The 16,287-nt window shown below is 65.7% G+C and carries 17 protein-coding genes and 1 pseudogene; 7 read left to right on the top strand and 11 right to left on the bottom strand.

Annotated features, from left to right (window positions below; all coding sequences use genetic code 11):
* From AC0L30_RS37030 to AC0L30_RS37020, 3 genes are all read right to left on the bottom strand, one after another.
* Positions 1-949 (bottom strand): MlaD family protein (locus AC0L30_RS37030; RefSeq protein ID WP_473406358.1); only part of this gene is annotated, 949 nt, incomplete at its 3' end.
* A gap of 16 nt (positions 950-965) precedes the next feature.
* Positions 966-1,736: an ABC transporter ATP-binding protein gene (locus AC0L30_RS37025; protein ID WP_007602036.1), complete on the bottom strand. Its 771-nt coding sequence runs from the start codon at positions 1,734-1,736 to the stop codon at positions 966-968.
* A 2-nt stretch (positions 1,737-1,738) separates the two neighbouring features.
* A complete protein-coding gene (locus AC0L30_RS37020; RefSeq protein ID WP_007602035.1) occupies positions 1,739-2,872 on the bottom strand; it encodes an MlaE family ABC transporter permease in 1,134 nt (377 codons plus the stop codon).
* 143 nt (positions 2,873-3,015) lie between these two features.
* Between AC0L30_RS37020 and dgcA the strand changes: the two genes are divergently transcribed.
* Positions 3,016-4,011, top strand: coding sequence for an N-acetyl-D-Glu racemase DgcA (gene dgcA / locus AC0L30_RS37015; RefSeq protein ID WP_007602034.1), 996 nt, complete (start codon positions 3,016-3,018; stop codon positions 4,009-4,011).
* On the opposite strand, the gene AC0L30_RS37010 is transcribed toward dgcA, so the two are convergent.
* Positions 3,981-5,177, bottom strand: coding sequence for an MFS transporter (locus AC0L30_RS37010; RefSeq protein WP_007602033.1), 1,197 nt, complete (start codon positions 5,175-5,177; stop codon positions 3,981-3,983). The genes dgcA and AC0L30_RS37010 overlap by 31 nt on opposite strands.
* Positions 5,178-5,252: 75 nt before the next feature.
* Here AC0L30_RS37010 and AC0L30_RS37005 point away from each other — a divergent pair, with 75 nt between their 5' ends.
* Both AC0L30_RS37005 and AC0L30_RS37000 read left to right on the top strand, forming a co-directional pair.
* Complete coding sequence (locus AC0L30_RS37005) at positions 5,253-6,647, top strand: hypothetical protein (protein WP_007602032.1); 1,395 nt, start codon at positions 5,253-5,255, stop codon at positions 6,645-6,647.
* 12 nt (positions 6,648-6,659) lie between these two features.
* Positions 6,660-7,012 (top strand): annotated as a pseudogene (locus tag AC0L30_RS37000) (ADP-ribosylation/crystallin J1).
* A gap of 19 nt (positions 7,013-7,031) precedes the next feature.
* Here AC0L30_RS37000 and AC0L30_RS36995 read toward each other — a convergent pair.
* Positions 7,032-7,391: a hypothetical protein gene (locus AC0L30_RS36995; protein WP_007602029.1), complete on the bottom strand. Its 360-nt coding sequence runs from the start codon at positions 7,389-7,391 to the stop codon at positions 7,032-7,034.
* A 123-nt stretch (positions 7,392-7,514) separates the two neighbouring features.
* On the opposite strand from AC0L30_RS36995, the gene AC0L30_RS36990 reads away from it, so the two are divergent.
* Positions 7,515-7,832 carry an antibiotic biosynthesis monooxygenase family protein gene (locus AC0L30_RS36990; RefSeq protein ID WP_007602028.1) on the top strand — a complete coding sequence of 106 codons (318 nt, stop codon included), beginning with the start codon at positions 7,515-7,517 and terminating at the stop codon, positions 7,830-7,832.
* Between the two features lie 30 nt (positions 7,833-7,862).
* On the opposite strand, the gene AC0L30_RS36985 is transcribed toward AC0L30_RS36990, so the two are convergent.
* Positions 7,863-8,306, bottom strand: coding sequence for an RbsD/FucU family protein (locus tag AC0L30_RS36985; RefSeq protein WP_007602027.1), 444 nt, complete (start codon positions 8,304-8,306; stop codon positions 7,863-7,865).
* Between the two features lie 164 nt (positions 8,307-8,470).
* On the opposite strand from AC0L30_RS36985, the gene AC0L30_RS36980 reads away from it, so the two are divergent.
* Entirely contained in the window at positions 8,471-10,273 is a 1,803-nt protein-coding gene (locus AC0L30_RS36980) for a caspase family protein (protein WP_007602026.1), read from the top strand.
* A gap of 74 nt (positions 10,274-10,347) precedes the next feature.
* Here AC0L30_RS36980 and AC0L30_RS36975 read toward each other — a convergent pair whose 3' ends face one another.
* From AC0L30_RS36975 to thiD, 4 genes are all read right to left on the bottom strand, one after another.
* Positions 10,348-11,331, bottom strand: coding sequence for a threonine/serine dehydratase (locus AC0L30_RS36975; RefSeq protein WP_035994560.1), 984 nt, complete (start codon positions 11,329-11,331; stop codon positions 10,348-10,350).
* A gap of 63 nt (positions 11,332-11,394) precedes the next feature.
* Entirely contained in the window at positions 11,395-12,438 is a 1,044-nt protein-coding gene (locus tag AC0L30_RS36970; RefSeq protein WP_007602024.1) for a glycosyltransferase family 4 protein, read from the bottom strand.
* 13 nt (positions 12,439-12,451) lie between these two features.
* Positions 12,452-13,264: a UDP-2,3-diacylglucosamine diphosphatase gene (locus AC0L30_RS36965; protein WP_007602023.1), complete on the bottom strand. Its 813-nt coding sequence runs from the start codon at positions 13,262-13,264 to the stop codon at positions 12,452-12,454.
* 184 nt (positions 13,265-13,448) lie between these two features.
* A complete protein-coding gene (gene thiD / locus AC0L30_RS36960; protein WP_007602022.1) occupies positions 13,449-14,249 on the bottom strand; it encodes a bifunctional hydroxymethylpyrimidine kinase/phosphomethylpyrimidine kinase in 801 nt (266 codons plus the stop codon).
* A 129-nt stretch (positions 14,250-14,378) separates the two neighbouring features.
* Here thiD and AC0L30_RS36955 point away from each other — a divergent pair, with 129 nt between their 5' ends.
* The gene (locus AC0L30_RS36955) at positions 14,379-14,624 is read left to right on the top strand and encodes an Lrp/AsnC ligand binding domain-containing protein (protein WP_007602021.1); all 246 of its coding nucleotides are present in this window, start codon (positions 14,379-14,381) and stop codon (positions 14,622-14,624) included.
* 24 nt (positions 14,625-14,648) lie between these two features.
* Here AC0L30_RS36955 and AC0L30_RS36950 read toward each other — a convergent pair whose 3' ends face one another.
* Entirely contained in the window at positions 14,649-15,578 is a 930-nt protein-coding gene (locus tag AC0L30_RS36950; RefSeq protein ID WP_007602020.1) for a c-type cytochrome, read from the bottom strand.
* 155 nt (positions 15,579-15,733) lie between these two features.
* On the opposite strand from AC0L30_RS36950, the gene AC0L30_RS36945 reads away from it, so the two are divergent.
* The gene (locus AC0L30_RS36945) at positions 15,734-16,150 is read left to right on the top strand and encodes a CHRD domain-containing protein (protein WP_007602019.1); all 417 of its coding nucleotides are present in this window, start codon (positions 15,734-15,736) and stop codon (positions 16,148-16,150) included.
* Positions 16,151-16,287: the final 137 nt, after the last annotated feature.

Here is a 16,287-nt window from a genome sequence, read left to right as displayed (position 1 = left end):
CCCCCCTCCCCCGCGCCGCCCCCCCCCGCGCCGGGCCGGCCCCCCCCCCCCCCCCCCGGGGGCCCCCCCCCCCCCCCCGCCCCCCCGCCCGGGGGGGGGGGGGGGGGGGGGGGGGGGGGGCCCCCCCCCCCCGCGGCGCGCTGTTGCTGGCGCCGAACAGGACGCGGGTCGGGTTGCGGTCGAAATTGTTGACCGCGCGGCTGATGTCGCCGAGCGTGCGGCGGCCGTCGATCATCAATGCGCCGGAGCGCTTGTCGAAATCGTCGGCCAGTTCGCGGATCGACTTCACCGCCAGAAACAGCTCGCCGCCGTCCTTGCCGCCGGCGAGCGTGTTGAGGCCGAGCATGAGGCTGTCGGCCTTGAGCATGACGCCGTCGACCTTGGCCATCACGCCGTCGATCTTCTCCGAGTTGCGGGCGAGCGAGTTGGTGAAGGTCTCGAGATTCTTCAGCGAGTTCTTCACCGATTCCTGATTGTCGGCGACGATCTTGTTGATGTTCTGCAGCGTGCCGCGGATCGCCTCGGTGACGTCCTGGAGCTTGTTGGGATCGGCCGTCAGCGTGGGGATGCCGTCCTCGTCGAGCGGCGGCGCAGGCGCTGCCTCCTCGCCGCCCTTGAGCGAGATCGCGGCGACGCCGGTCAGGCCCTGGAATTCGAGGCCGACCAGGGTGTCCTTGCGGATCGGGGCGTTGTTCTCGACCATGGCGAGTGCGACAACCCGCCGCGGGTTGTCGAGCTTCACCGAGACCACCTCGCCCACCCTGATACCGTTAAAATTGACGCTGCCACCGTTGCGCAGGCCCGCGGCCGGGCCCTCGAACACGACGCGCAGGGGGCTGCGCTGCTTGGTGGTGTGCAGCGACTGAAACCACAGCACGAAGCCGATCGCGGCGGCGATCACCGCCAGCGTGAACGACCCGATCAGCACGTAATTTGCGCGCGTTTCCATCAGCTACTCCGGCACCTCAGCCCATCACCGCGCGAGCGCGCTTGCCATGGAAATATTGCCTCAGCCAGGGATGCTGCGAGGCCTGCATGTCGGCGATCGACCCTGCCGCAATGATCTTACCGTTGCCTAAAACGGCGATGCGGTCACATGCTGTGTAAAGGCTATCGAGGTCGTGGGTTACCATGAAAACGGTCAGCCCCAAAGTCCGCTGCAACGTCCTGACCAGCTCGTCGAAGTCGCCGGCGCCGATCGGATCCAGGCCCGAGGTCGGCTCGTCCAGGAAGACGAGATCCGGGTCGAGAGACAGCGCGCGCGCCAGCGCCACGCGCTTGACCATGCCGCCCGATAGTTCCGAGGGAAAGCGATCGGCCACTTCGGGCTTGAGACCCACCATGGTGAGCTTGGCGATGGTGATCTCGTCCATCAGCCGCTGCGACACCCGCAGATATTCGCGCATCGGAAACTGGATGTTCTGCCGCACCGTGAGCGAGGAGAACAGCGCGCCCTGCTGAAACAGCACGCCCCAGCGCCGCTCCACGTTGCGACGCTGCGACGTATTGGAGGCATCCAGATCGACGCCGAACACCTCGATGCTGCCTGCGACCTTGGGCACGAGGCCGATGATGGTGCGTGTCAGCACGGACTTGCCCGCGCCGGAAGGACCGACGAAGCCCAAAATCTCGCCGCGCTTGACATCGAGGTCGAGCCCGTCGAGCACGCGCGTCGCGCCGAACTGCACGGTGATGTCGCGGACGCGGATGATGGGGTTCTGGATCTCGCCTGCCATCGTCACATCCCGATCGAGGCGAAGAAGATGGCGAACACGCCATCCATGACGATGACGAAGAAGATGCCCTTCACCACCGAGGCCGTCGTGTGTTGTCCGAGCGATTCCGCACTGCCCTGCACGGCGAGGCCCTCGACGCAGGCGACGATGCCGATCACCGCGGCCATCACCGGCGCCTTGACGATGCCGACGATGAAATGGTCGATCGAGATGGCGTCGCGCAGGCGCAGCAGGAAGGCTTCGGGATCGACGCCGCCGTAGAGCCAAGCGACGAGACCGCCGCCATAGAGCGCGGCCATCGCGCCGAGGAACGCCAGGATCGGCAGCGCTAGCACCAGCGCCAGCATGCGCGGCAGCACCAACACCTCGATGGGATCGAACCCCATGGTGCGCAGCGCGTCGATCTCCTCGCGCATCTTCATCGAGCCGAGCTCGGCCGTGTAGGCGCTGCCCGAGCGGCCGGCGACCATGATCGCGACCAGCAGCACGCCGATCTCGCGCAACACCAGCACCCCGAGCATGTCGACGACGAAGATGTCGGCGCCGAACCTGCGGAAATGGAAAATGCCCTGCTGGGCGATGATGCAGCCGATCAGGAAGGTGATCAGCACCACGATCGGCACCGCGCGCCAGCAGACCTGCTCGAGATGGTGCACGGTCGAGGTCAGGCGGAACGAGCGCGGGTGAATCAGGGTGCGCGCGACCGCCGCGAGCACCGCGCCGAGCATATCGATCAGGCCTGCGACGGTGCCGGCAACCCCGGCCACGGTCCGGCCGATCTGCTCCAGCATGCCGGTGATGGTGATCGTGCTGGTGTCGACGACGGGCGTCGCCCTGACCCGTCGCACCTCGTCCACGAGGCTCGAATAATTGGCGGAAAGGCCGGCGATCTGCGCCTCGACGGCGCCCTGCGTCAGGCTGCGGCGCAGCCGCTCGATCAGCCAGGCGCCGAAGGTGTCGAGCTTGGTGACCTCGGACACGTCGATGAAGATGCTTTGCGGGCCGCCGGCAAGCTTCTCGGCGTCAGCCACCATCCGCTCCAGGACCGGCGCGAAGCTCGCGGTCCAGGTTCCGGTGGCGCAGAGTGCCAGCGCATTGCCCTTCGCAATCCGTTCCAGCTTCGGATCGCCGTTCAAGACGTCCGCTCCCGTGCCGGGGCGCGAGAAACGGTTAAAATCAGATGGTTGCGCACGCGCCCTTACCCGGAGAAGGTATCCCCAACTGGTTAACCTTAGTTGCTAGAGGTAACCAGCAGGTTCAGATTTCGCCAGAGTTCAAAATGACTTCCAGCAAAGTTCCGGTTCTCGGCGCGCGAATCGAGCGCTTTCCCATCGCAGGCAGTTTCACCATCAGCCGGGGCGCCAAAACCGAGGCCGTCACCGTCGTGGCCGAGGTCAGCCGGGACGCCCTGACGGGCCGCGGCGAATGCGTGCCCTATTCCCGCTATGGCGAGACGCCCGAGGCGACCCTTGCCGCCATCCAGGCCATGCAGGAGGCCGTGGCCCGCGGCCTCACCCGCCAGGCCCTGCAAGCCGCCATGCCGCCCGGGGCGGCCCGCAACGCCCTGGATTGTGCCCTGATCGATCTGGAAGCCAAGGCGGCGGGCTTGCGGGCCTGGAGCCTGCTCGACCGCCCGTTGCCGGGCGAGCGCACCACGGCCTACACGATCTCGCTGGGAACGCCCGAGGCCATGGCGGCGGCGACCGCCAAAGCGGCGCACCGGCCGCTGCTCAAGATCAAGCTCGGCGGCAACGGCGACGGGGAGCGGATCGCCGCGGTGCGCAAGGCCGCTCCCGAATCCGAACTGATCGTCGATGCCAACGAGGCCTGGACCGAGGCCAATCTGGAGCACAATCTTGCGGCCTGTGAGGCTGTCGGCGTCACCCTGGTCGAGCAACCGCTGCCCGCGGGCAAAGACGACGCACTGGCGCGGATCAAGCGGCCGCTCGTGGTCTGCGCCGACGAGAGCGTGCACGACCGCAACTCGCTCGCTCCCTTGCGCGAGCGCTACGATGCCGTGAACATCAAGCTCGACAAGACCGGTGGCCTCACCGAGGCGCTGGCGATGGCCGATGCCGCTCAGGCGCTCGGCTTCGAAATCATGATCGGCTGCATGGTCGCGACCTCGCTCTCGATGGCCCCGGCGATGCTGGTGACGCCGCAGGCGCGCTTCGTCGATCTCGACGGTCCGCTGCTGCTGGCGCACGATCGCGATCATGGCCTTCGTTACGACGACAGCCTGATCTATCCGCCTGATGCCTCGCTGTGGGGATGAGCTTTCAGCCGGTGCCGCGTCGACCAGATCAGAAGCGCGCCGGCAGCGGCCATCGCGGCCATCACGTAATAGAGGCCATCGCCGATGCGGGCGTAGATCGCGCCTGACGCGATCGAGGTGGTCGCACCCAACAGGCCGTTGCACGCGGCGTAGTAGCCCTGCCCCCGCGCGATCTGATGCGACGGCACGCGCTGCACCAGCAGACTCATCGTGCCGAGAATGGTCATCCCGAAGCTCAGGCCGTGGCCGAGCTGCACGATCGCCAATAGCGCGAGCGGCGGATCGTGCGCGGTGACGACCCAGCGCACGACCGCGCTCGCGCCCCCGATCGCCATCAGCGAGGACGGATGCAGCGAGAAGCGCGGCGACAGCGCAAAGATGACAATCTCGGCGATCACCCCTAACGTCCAGAGGCCCGCGATCGTCAGCCCGCCGAGGCCCTGGGCCTGCCAGTTGATGGCCGAGAATGTATAATACGCGACGTGACTGCCCTGGATCAGCGCAGCCGAAACGATGATGGCCCAGAAGCCGGCATCGCGCAGCAGCGCCTTGCCAGCGTGCGCCGCTGTCGTCCTTCGCCTGACATCGTCGAGCGGCTGGAGCAGCATGCCGGCGGCGACCGCAATCACGGCCCAGGCGACGATGATCCAGATCAGATCGCGCGCCGCGATGTGGTCTACGAGATAGCCGCAGGCGAGCGAGCCGGCCGCGAAGGCTGCCGAACCCCACAGCCGCACCGGCCCGTAATCGAGCCCGTAGCGGGCGACGCCACGCAGCGCATAGGCGTCGGTCAGCGGCATGGTCGGCGTCCACATCATGCAGGTCAGCGCATAGATCAGGAACAGCGCCAACGGCTGCTGCTGCAAGCCGACCGCCGTGAACCCGATCGCCGTCGCCAGCACGGAGATCATCATGCCGGCGCGAATCGCATGTCGCTTTTCGGCAAAGGCGGTGATCTGCGGCAGCGTGGTGAAGCGCGTGATCGCCGGCAGCGCGTTGATGAGGCCGATCCAGGCCGCGTCGATGCCGATCGCCTTCAGCCAGACCGGAAAGAACGGCAGATGCGTCCCCGAGACCGCGAACACGGCCGAGTAGAACAGCGCGAGGCTCATGGCGAATCGCCGCTTCCGAGCTGCTGCGATGGGGATTTGTGATTCGCCTGCCATCAAACCAATTGCGATTCGGTCGATATCGTGGTGATCGTTACTGTAACGCGCGGTGATTTGCGCGACGAGATTGACATGGCCAACGAAGCATTCGCCCTCTCGCCTATGTCTGCCCGTGCGGCCGAGCCGAACGAGCAGGATTACGACGCGATCCGCGAAGCCTTCCTGGAGACCGCGCGCGGCCGCTGGTTCCTTGGTGAATACGCCAAGCGCAACCGCAATGCCGACACCCGCATGGTGCTCGACGCTGTCGCGAAAATCGAAGAAACCCTTGCGGCACAGCGCCAACCCGTCGTCGAGGACCGGCTGCCCGAGGCGCTGGTCGCGATCCGGCACGCGATCCGCGAAGCCGAGACGATCGCAATCGCGGCGTTCGATCCGGGGGCGATCGAGGCGAGCCTCGCACCGATCCCGCGCGGCCTGCGCATCATCAAGGAGATCTCCTGGCGCTGGCGCGAGATCGGCGCCGACGGGCGAATCTGCGACCTGATTGATTCGCAGCTCGCCTCCATCGAGGCGGCCTGCGCGCAGGTTTCGACCATCGACCCCCGCGCCGACCTCAAGGCCGCATTCGACCTGCTCAAGGACCGGATCGACCAGACCGACGCTGACGCAACGCCGCAGGCCGCGCGCCCCTCGCCGGCTCCGGTGCAGGAGACACCGTCGCCTGTTGCGGAAGCTCCGCTGGCGGAGGCCGCGCCTGCGGCGATGGCCAGCGAAGCAGCCGTGGCTTTTACGGAGGCGCCGCAGGACATCGCAGAGGCGATCAAGCCCGAAGCCGCCGTGGAAGCGGCCGGCGTCGCCGAGGCATTCTCGGTTGCGGAGCAGGCGATGGACGCCGCGCTCAAGCCGGAGACCGTCGGCGAGAACCTGATCGCACCTGAAGCCGCCGCTTTTGAAGAGCCGGCCACTGAGGCCTTCGTGGAGGTGACGGACGAATTTTCGCTCGATGCCGCAGCGGAAGCCGAGGACGAAGCCATACTCGACGCGATCGCCCTGGAGATGGCCGCACCCGATCCGGAATTCGACGAGATCATCGAACCGGTCGAGATGGAAGCGACCGTTCCGGAACCGGTGGTTGCGGAGGCCGCAGCGCCCATCGCAGCCGAGATACCGGAGCCGATCGCACCGGAGCCGGCCGCAGCCGAGCCAGTCTCCGCCGCAGCGGTGGTGGAGGAGCCGGTGGAGGAAGCGCCGATCGCGATGGAATCGCTGGCGCGCCTCACCAACGCCATTGCGGAAGCCGCCGCCGAAGTGATGGAGCAGCCGGCGCCGGTCATGGCGGCCACCGCGACATTCGGCGCGGCGCAGGCCACGACGCTGCCGATGACGTCGCCGGTTCCGGAAGCCTCACTTGGCGCCACCATCCTCGCCAGCGGCATCCTGCAAAAGCCCCGCGCCGCCGCAAACGACCCCATGGCGCCAATCCGCCGCATGACCCAGGCCGAGAAGATCGCGTTCTTCTCGTAAGGCGGCGCAGCTATGTCCTCCGTGGAAGACACCCTCACCCTCTGGCGTCCCGTCGGACCGAAAGACCTGGAGCTGATCCAGCAATCCGGCATGCGCGCGTTTCCGCCGCGCCTGCCGGACCAGCCGATCTACTATCCGGTGCTGACGGAAGACTACGCCATCAAGATCGCGCGCAATTGGAATGTCCCGGCGAGCGGCTCGGCTTTGTGACACGTTTCGAGGTCGAGCGCAGCTTCATCGCGAAGTACGACGTGCAGGAGGCGGGCGGCCGCTCACATCTGGAGTACTGGATTCCGGCCGAGGACCTCGATGCCTTCAATACCGCAATCGTCGGCCTGATCGAGGTCGTCCGCAGCTTCCCCTAGCCGCTGCGCGCTCAGCCCCTCATCCGCAATTCCACACCGCGCCAATCGGCGTCCGCGTCCAGCACGGGCCAAAACTGCCGCCATTGTAGCGGCCGCCGCCGAAGCCGGGCCGGCCGAAATAGCGCCACTCACCATCCCAGCCGTAATATTGCGGAACTGGATCGATGTACCAATGGCGTCGGTCGCTAGGCGACATCCGCCGCATCGCTTCCTTCTGCTTATAGAGCGGAATGCTGTTGCTCAGCGGCTGGCGATAGCCCGGCAGGAAGCCGTAGCCATGCCAGGCTTGCTTGGGACGCTTTTGGATTGAAGCAGCCGGCGCGACAGCCGGCAGCAGCGATAGGACGATAGCGACAGATAGACACATAAAGCGCGACATGGACCGACCATAGACAGTCGGATGCCGGCAGGCCATTCAAAATTCGGGTGGGCGATGTAACAAAGCCCATCGCGAAACCGAAGAGATCGGGAACGGAAATCCATCACCGAGGGTCAAGGAAACATGATTGGCGAAGTGATTGTCATTGGCGATCTGCAATTGCGTGACGGCGCCTCTGTCGACGAACACGACCGGCTCGGCGCGCGCATGTACGACATCGTCAGCCGTCTTCCCGGCTTTGTGTCGGTCAAGTCGTTTAAGGCCGACGACGGCGAGGAGCTCACCGTGTTCCGTTTTGCCTCGGAGGAAGCGCTCGAAGCCTGGCGCACTCACCCCGAACATGTCGAGACGATGAAGCGGGGACATGCCGAGTTCTACGCCAGCGGCTTCCTGCAGATCTGCAAGGTGATCCGCGAGGTCGGACCATTCGAGCACGCGTGACGCCGTCCCGCATCATTCGATCGCGCGCTGCTAGCTGATCACACCCTTCCTGATCAGGAAGCATCCGTAACTGCTGCTGTCGCCGACCTGTACGACGCCAAAGCTCGCCGCCGCCGCGCGATAAAAATCCGGCCGCGAGAGTTTTCCGGGCGTGACGGGCCGGTCGGCGGCACGCTCGATCTCCGCGAGCACCGTGCGCTGCACGTCGGGGACGCGGCTGGGATCGTCGACCGGCATCATCACGCGGACCGGATCGGGATCGAAATCGTCGAGCGGATAGACCGACATGATGGCGCGAATCGCGGTCTGCATGCTGATGCCCGGCAACTGGATCAGGCGCTGCGAATGCGTGCTCTGCGCGATGCGCGCAGAGGGGTGATTGGCATCGACGAAAGCGAGATCGTCGCCATGGCCCATGGACGCCAGCAGCCAGAGCAGATCTGGCGTGAGGATCGGATCGATCGATTTCAGCATGTGACGGACTGTCCTCCCATCGTGCACCCACCTTGGCGGGTTCCAAGCGTGATTCAGATCACGCAGCCTACCATGGTGATGGCGATCACGGACCTCAAAGTCGAACGCGGCCAAGCTTGCCGGCAACCAATCTCGTATCGAGATCAGTGCCAAAGGAGCACGCCATGTTCCGCCTAAAATCTTTCCTAATGACTGCAGGCCTTTTGGGAAGCCTGTTCGGCTTCGCCTCCGGCCCTGTTTCCGCGCAAGTCGCCCCGGTCGAGCCGGCCCCCACCGCGCTGCAAGGCCCGGAACAGCGCGTCGCGTTGGTGATCGGCAATTCGAACTACCAGAACGCGCCGCAGCTCGCCAACCCCGACAATGACGCGGACTCGATGGCGAAGTTCCTGAATTCGGCCGGGTTCGAAGTGGTCGCCGCGACCGACCTGACCCAGAACGACATGCTTCGCGTGGTGCAGGATTTCTCCGCCAAAGTGTCGGCGCGCGGTCCGAACACGGTGGCGATGGTCTACTACGCCGGTCACGGCGTGCAGCTCGCCGGCGAGAACTACCTCGTTCCCGTCGACGCCAAGGTCTCGAGCCAGACCGAGCTCGTCAACAACTCCGTCCGTCTGGTCGACGTGATGTCGACGCTGGAGACGATCCCGAGCCGCATGCGCATCGTCATCCTCGATGCCTGCCGCAACAACCCGTTTCCGAACGTGAACGATGCCGGCCGCGGCTTGGCGATCGTCGATGCGCCGAACGGTTCGATCGTCGGTTACTCGACCGCGCCGGGCGCGGAAGCGCAGGACGGCACCGGCGGTCACAGCCCCTACACGCAGGCCTTCCTGAACGTCGCGCGCGAGCCCAACGTGCCGATCGAGCAACTGTTCAAGCGCGTGCGCCTCGAAGTGAACCAGACCACCAGCGGCGCGCAGATCCCGTGGGAGAGCTCGTCGCTGACGTCGGACTTCACCTTCTTCGGCGACACCGCTGTCGCCGCCAACCGCGCGCCCGTGAATGCGCCTGTCGTGCAGATGGCCTCCAACCTGCCGAGCCGCTCGACCCGCCAGGCCTATGACTACGTCGTGTCGGAAGCTCGGCCCGAGTACTATCAGGAGTTCATCACGATGTATCCGCACGACCCGCTGTGCGACCACGTCCGCTGGCTGCTCAACAACCTGCTGCTCACGCAGGCCTGGCACAAGGCGGTGCTCGCGAACTCGCCGCTCGGATACAAGAATTTCTACGACAGCTACGGCAACACGCCCTATGCGCAGGTCGCGCTCAAGCTCCAGATGCAGCCGAAGCAGATCCCCTTGATGCAGGCGACCAAGTTCCTGGCGCCGCAGAATATCGCCCCGACCTTCAAGATTGGCAATCTCGGCCAGCCCAAATACATGCCGCTGCAGCAGGGTAATGGCGGTGCGCAAGTGAACGGCAATTTGCCGATCGTGCAGAAGTCGGGCGACAACAACGGCATCGGCAAGCTCGGCAATGGCGGCCAGATCGTCAACCTGCCGGCGGGCAACAACCAGCCCAACCAGCAGAACGGCACGCCGTCGCAGACCCCGGGCAAGATCGTCACCCTGCCCGCGCCGACCAACACCACCAACAACAATGGCGGCATCGGCAAGATCGTGACGCTGCCTGCGACCAACAAGACGCCGAACGGTACTGGCAACGGCACAATCAGTGGCAATCCAGGCAAGATCGTGAGCATGCCGGTGAATGTCGGCAAGGGCGGCACGACCATCGACACGAAGCCCGTCAACGTTCAGACGCAGAACAACCCGATCCGCATCAACAACGGCGCCAAGATCAGCGACAACCCCGTGAACAAGGTGCAGGTGCAGAACAACAACCACCCGCAGTTCAACGAGACCAATCGCATGGTCAACAATGGCGGCAACAACTTTCGGCAGTCGATGAACCAGAGCCAGGGTGGCAACGGCGGCAACAACCACCGCGGCTTCATGCACTGATCGCGGTCGGCCACACACGACAAAGGGCAGAGCGGTGACGCTCTGCCCTTCTTCATGTCAGAAGATTTAGAGTATCAGGCCACCAGCTCCGCAAACAAATCAGCGTCGACATTGCCGCCGGAGAGCACGATGACGACATTCTTGCCGGCAACATCAAGTCGCCCCGCAAGCAGCGCGGCCAGGCCGACCGCTCCGCCCGGTTCGACCACGAGCTTCAGCTCGCGATAGGCAAACGCGACGGCCGCGCCGACTTCCTTGTCCGACGCGGTCACGCCGCGCGCGAGCAGCTTGCTGTTGATCGCGAACGTCATCTCGCCGGGGATCAGGGCCATCAGCGCATCGCAGATGGTGCGGCCTGCCGGCCCGTGCGGCTCGCGATGACCTGCGGTCAGGGACAGGCCGTGATCGTCGAAAGCCTCGGGTTCGGCGACGACGATTTGCGCCAGCGGATAGCGCGCCTTCACGGCCGTCGCGACGCCCGCGATCAGGCCGCCGCCGGAGGCCGGCGCCACCACGATGTCAGGCGCGAGGCCGAGCGCCGCCATGTCCTCGGCGATCTCGCGGCCGGCGGTGCCTTGGCCGGCGATCACGAAGGGATCGTCATAGGGCCTGACCAGCGTCGCGCCGCGCTTCTCGGCGATGCCGCGCGAGATCGCCTCGCGGTCGTCGCGGTCGCGGTCGTACAGCACGACCTCGGCACCGTAGGATTTGGTGCGCTCGCGCTTCGACAACGGCGCATCCGCGGGCATCACGATGGTCGCCTGCATGTCGAGGATCTTGGCCGCCGCCGCCACGCCCTGGGCATGGTTTCCAGAGGAGAACGCGACCACGCCGCCGGCGCGCTTGTCCTGCGGGATCGAGGCGACCTTGTTGAAGGCACCGCGGAACTTGAACGAGCCGGTGCGCTGGAGCATCTCCGGCTTGAGATAGACCTTTGCGCCGACGCGTTCGTTGAGCACGGGAAAGGACAACAGCGGGGTGCGGACGGCGAAGGGTGCGATCACGCGGGCTGCGGCATCGATATCGGCAGGGCCGATCGGGAGGAGCTGTTCTGTCATGCCCGATGTTATCGCGGCGGATGAGGCGCGGGCAAGGCATCTCCGCGCGAGCATTCTGGGGCCTCAGGCGACGAATCGCGCCGGCTCCGCCCCGTTCCGGCCCGGCAGCACCGCGCCGACCGCCAAAATGCTGTCGATAAAAGCCCGGGCCGAGGCCTCCCAGGTGTAGTTGGCGGCGAATTCCACGCAGTCCTGCCGGGAGATGTCCAGCGCGGCAAAGCAGGCGCTGCGCAGATCGTGATCGAGCGCGCCGACCGGCGCATCGCCGATCACGTCGCGGGGCCCCTTCACCGGAAACGCCGCAACCGGCAGGCCGCTCGCCAGCGCTTCGAGCAGGACCAGGCCGAACGTGTCGGTCTTGCTCGGAAACACGAAGACATCGGCGGCCGCGTAGATGTCCGCCAGCTCCTCGCCGTGCTTTTCGCCGAGAAAGATCGCGTCCGGATAGGCCTCTTCCAGCGCGACACGCGCCGGACCATCGCCGACGATTACCTTGGTGCCGGGCAGGTCGAGATCGAGGAACGCCTCGAGATTCTTCTCCACCGCCACCCTGCCGACCGAGAGGAACACCGGTGCCGGCAGGCACAGATCAATCGCGCGGGGATGGAACAAATGGGTGTCGACGCCGCGCGGCCACAGCACGACGTTGTCGAAGCCGCGCTCGGTCAGCTCGCAGGCAAGCGCCGGCGTTGCCGCCATCACGGCGCGGCTGGGGCTGTGGAATCGGCGCAGCGCCCGCCAGATCAGCGAGCCCGGCACCGGCACGCGGGCGCGGACATATTCGGGAAAGCGGGTGTGGAAGCTGGTCGTGAAGGGTAGCTTGCGCTGGCGGCAATAGCGGCGGACCATCAGGCCGATCGGCCCCTCGGTCGCGATGTGGATGCTGTCCGGATGCGCCTCTTCGATCAGCTTCGCGATTCTGCCCGGGCGCGGCATGGCCAGCCGCACGTCACGATAGCTCGGCATCGCAAAGGTGCGGAACGATTGCGGCGTCAGGAACGAGAATTCGACGTCGAGACTTTTGGCGGCGTCGGCAAGCTTGGTCAGCGTCCGAACCACACCGTTGACTTGCGGGTGCCAGGCGTCGGTCGCGACCAGGATGCGCATCAGGCTGCCCTTGTCATGCAGCTCTGGCTGCAACCTGCGGGACCTGTGCCGGCTTCTCGGCCTGGTCCGCCCAGGTGATGATCTCGAAATGGCCGTCGTCGTGCTCGACCAGCGCCGTGCAGCTCTCGACCCAGTCACCGCAGTTCATGTAGCGGATACCGCCCTCGTCGCGGATCACCGCGTAATGGATGTGGCCGCAGATCACGCCGTCGGCATCGTGGCGCCGCGCCTCGGCGGCGAGCGCCTGCTCGAACGCGCCGATATAGTTGACGGCGTTCTTGACTTTCTGCTTCGCCCATTGCGACAGCGACCAATAGGGCACCTTGAACATGCGCCGGAAGAAGTTGACAAAGCGATTGAGCTGGATCGCGAAGTCGTAGGCCTTGTCGCCGAGATGGGCGAGCCAGCGTGCGTTCTGCACCACGAGGTCGAAGATGTCGCCGTGGATGACGAGATAGCGCTTGCCGTCCGCACCGGTGTGGACGGTGTTCTCGACCACGTCGATGCCGCCGAAATGCGTGCCGTAATAGTTGCGCAGGAACTCGTCGTGATTGCCGGGGATGTAGATCACCTTGGCGCCCTTGCGCGCCTTGCGCAAAAGCTTCTGGACCAGGTCGTTATGCGATTGCGGCCAATGCCAGCTCGATTTCAGCGCCCAGCCGTCGACGATGTCGCCGACGAGATAGATCGTGTCGGCATCATGGAAACGCAGGAAGTCGAGCAGAAGGTCGGCTTGAGAACCGCGGGCTCCGAGATGAACGTCGGAGATGAACAACGTGCGAAAGCGCCGCTCCGGGCTCTCGTCACTCACATCGTAACTTCCCATGCGCCAGCCTGTAACAATGTCCCGTGACAGGGGGATGACCAATTGAACCTTTGAGGCACCTTCGGATACGAATCGCGCTTGCCTCGCCCACCCCGCGAATATCAGTCGCATGCGACAATCAGGCGACATGGCGCCTCAGCGCCCTCCGCAAGAACCCGGAACTGCGGCGCGCTCGCGAGCGGCGTCAGTAAAATTTGTGGAAATGATGGATCGGGCCGTGGCCGTGACCGACGCTGAAGCGGTCGGCGGCCGCGATCGCCGCGCTGATCCAGGTCTTGGCGTTGCGCACGGCGTGCTCGAGATCCTCGCCCCTGGCGAGCCCGGCGGCGACCGCCGAGGACAGCGAGCAGCCGGTGCCATGGGTGTTGCGAGTGGCAACGCGCGGCGCGGCGAGCGCGATCGTGGTGCTGGCATCGACGAGATAGTCGATGCTCTCGGCGCCCTCGCCGTGCCCGCCCTTGATCAGGACTGCCCGGCAACCGAGCGCCAGCAGTCGGCGCCCCTGGCTCTCGATCTCAGCCTCGCTGGCCGCGACCGGTTCGTCGAGCAGAGCCGCGGCCTCGGGCAGATTGGGTGTGATCACCGAGGCCAGCGGCATCAGTTTGATGCGCAGCGCGTCGACGGCTTCGGAGGCGAGCAGGCGATCACCCGATGTCGCCACCATCACGGGATCGAGCACGACATGCCGGGGTGCCCAGCGCGACAGCGCGGCCGCGATCGCATCGATGCTGGCCGCTTGCGCCACCATCCCGATCTTGACCGCGCCGACCTCGAGATCGGAAAACACCGCGTCGATCTGCGCGGTGACGAATTCGGCGGGCACCGCGTGAATGCCGGTGACGCCGCGGGTGTTCTGCGCGGTCAGCGCCGTGATGGCGGAAGCGCCAAAGACGCCAAGCGCAGCAAAGGTCTTCAGGTCGGCCTGGATGCCGGCGCCGCCGCTCGAATCGGAGCCGGCAATGGTCAGCGCGACGGGCGTCGTCATGGGGCGATTTTCCGCGTTTTCGAAGCCATGGCCCGTCCTAGCGCGCCTGCCTCAACCCAGCAAGTTCGCTTGCTAAATCCGGCCGGGTTTGGCCTATTAGCCGCCAGATATGCTTTCGGAGTGACCGCGATGGTTCCCTTTTTCGTCCAGATCAAATGCAAGCTCGGCCAATCCTATGTGGTCGCCAATGCGCTTGCCGAAGCCGAGATCGCCTCCGAGATCTATTCCACGGCCGGTCAATACGACCTGCTGGTGAAGTTCTACGTCGACAACGACACCGATATCGGCCACTTCGTCAACGAGAAGGTGCAGGTGCTGCCCGGCATCCAGGACACCCTCACCATCATCACCTTCAAGGCGTTTGGCGCGAGTTGACCGTCCGGAAAAGGGCGGGCCTGATCAGGCGCCGCCCTCCTTGCGCTTGGGACGCGGCGGACCGTCCACCGGCGGCAGCGATTTGAGATAATCCGCCATCGCCGCGAGATCGTCCTCCGGCAATTGCGAGGTGTTCTTGATCACCCGCGTCATCGCGCCGCCGACGCTGTCGCCGTCGGGCAATTCGCCGGTCTTCAGGAAATAGGCAATATCCTTCGCGCTCCACTCGCCGAGGCCCTTCTGGGTGATGTTGGGCACCCATCCCTCGCCTTCCGGATTGGGACCGCCAGCGAAGCGTTGTCCGGCGATGATGCCGCCAAGCGCATTGCGCGGGCTGTGGCATTCCGCGCAATGGCCAAAACTGTTGACGAGATAAGCGCCGCGATTCCACTGCGGCGACTTCGCGCTGTTGGCGACGAAGGGCTTGCCGTCCAGAAATAAGAATTTCCAGATGCCGACGTTGCGCCGGATGTTGAACGGAAAGCGCACGTCGTGGTCGCGCACCTTGCCTGCAACGGCCGGCAGCGTTTTCAGATAGGCAAAGAGATCGAGCACGTCCTCGCGCCTGGCGTGCTGATAGGACGTGTAGGGAAAGGCCGGAAAATAATGCCGCCCGTCCGGCCCGACCCCGTGCATCACCGCGTTGACGAATTCGGCCTCGCTCCATTTGCCGATGCCGTCCGTCGGATCGGACGAGATATTCGGCGCGTAGAACGTTCCGAACGGCGACTTGATCGCGACGCCGCCGCCGAGCCTGAGACGATCGGGCTGGTCGGGGACGGCATGGCATGAGGCGCAGCCGCCGGCGTTGAACATCACCTGGCCATTGGCAAGATCAGGCACGCGGGCAGGCGCGGTGCCGGCGGCCGCCACCACCGGCGCGCTGAGCCACCAATAGACGCCCGCTGCAGCGAGTGCGGCGAGCAGCGCCACGGAGATTGTTCGTCGCAACATGCGGTCCTTTCGTCGTCGCGGCGAAGCTTATGACCGATGCCCTCGCGGCTCCAGCCACGAAGAATTTAGCCCACCGCGGCCTGAAACGGGAATAAACTGAAATGCCGGCTGTTGGAAGTTTGGCAGCCCAAACGGGTTCAGCAGGGAGAAAAACCATGAACAAGATCGTCATCGCCATGTCAGTGCTTGGCGCCGTTGCTTTTGCGGGTTCGGCCAGCGCGGAAAAGCTGAAAGCAACGCTCGACGCCAAGTCCGAGGTCCCCGCAACGACCAGCAGCGGCACCGGAACGGCTGATCTGGACTACGACGCCGCCAGCAAGAAGCTGTCCTGGAAAGTCACCTATTCCGGCCTGTCCGGCCCCGCCACCGCTGCGCACTTCCACGGACCCGCCGAGCCCGGCAAGAACGCCGGCGTCGCGATCCCGATTCCCGGCGCTGCCACCAGCCCGGCCGAGGGCTCGGCGACACTGACCGACGCGCAGGCCGCCGATCTGCTCGGCGGCAAGCTCTACGTCAACATCCACACCGCGGCCAATCCAGGCGGCGAGATCCGCGGTCAGGTGACGAAGTAAACTTCGCACAGACCAGCAAAAGGGGGGGGGGGGGGGGGGGCCCGCCGGGGGGGGGGGGGGGGGGCGCCCCGGGCGCCCCCCCCCCCCCCCGGGGGGGGGGGGGGCGGCGGCGGGGGGGGGGGGGCGGCGCGCCCGCC

It is taken from the genome of Bradyrhizobium sp. MI1.11, from assembly GCF_055811255.1.
This window is presented reverse-complemented; position numbering and strand designations above follow the sequence as displayed.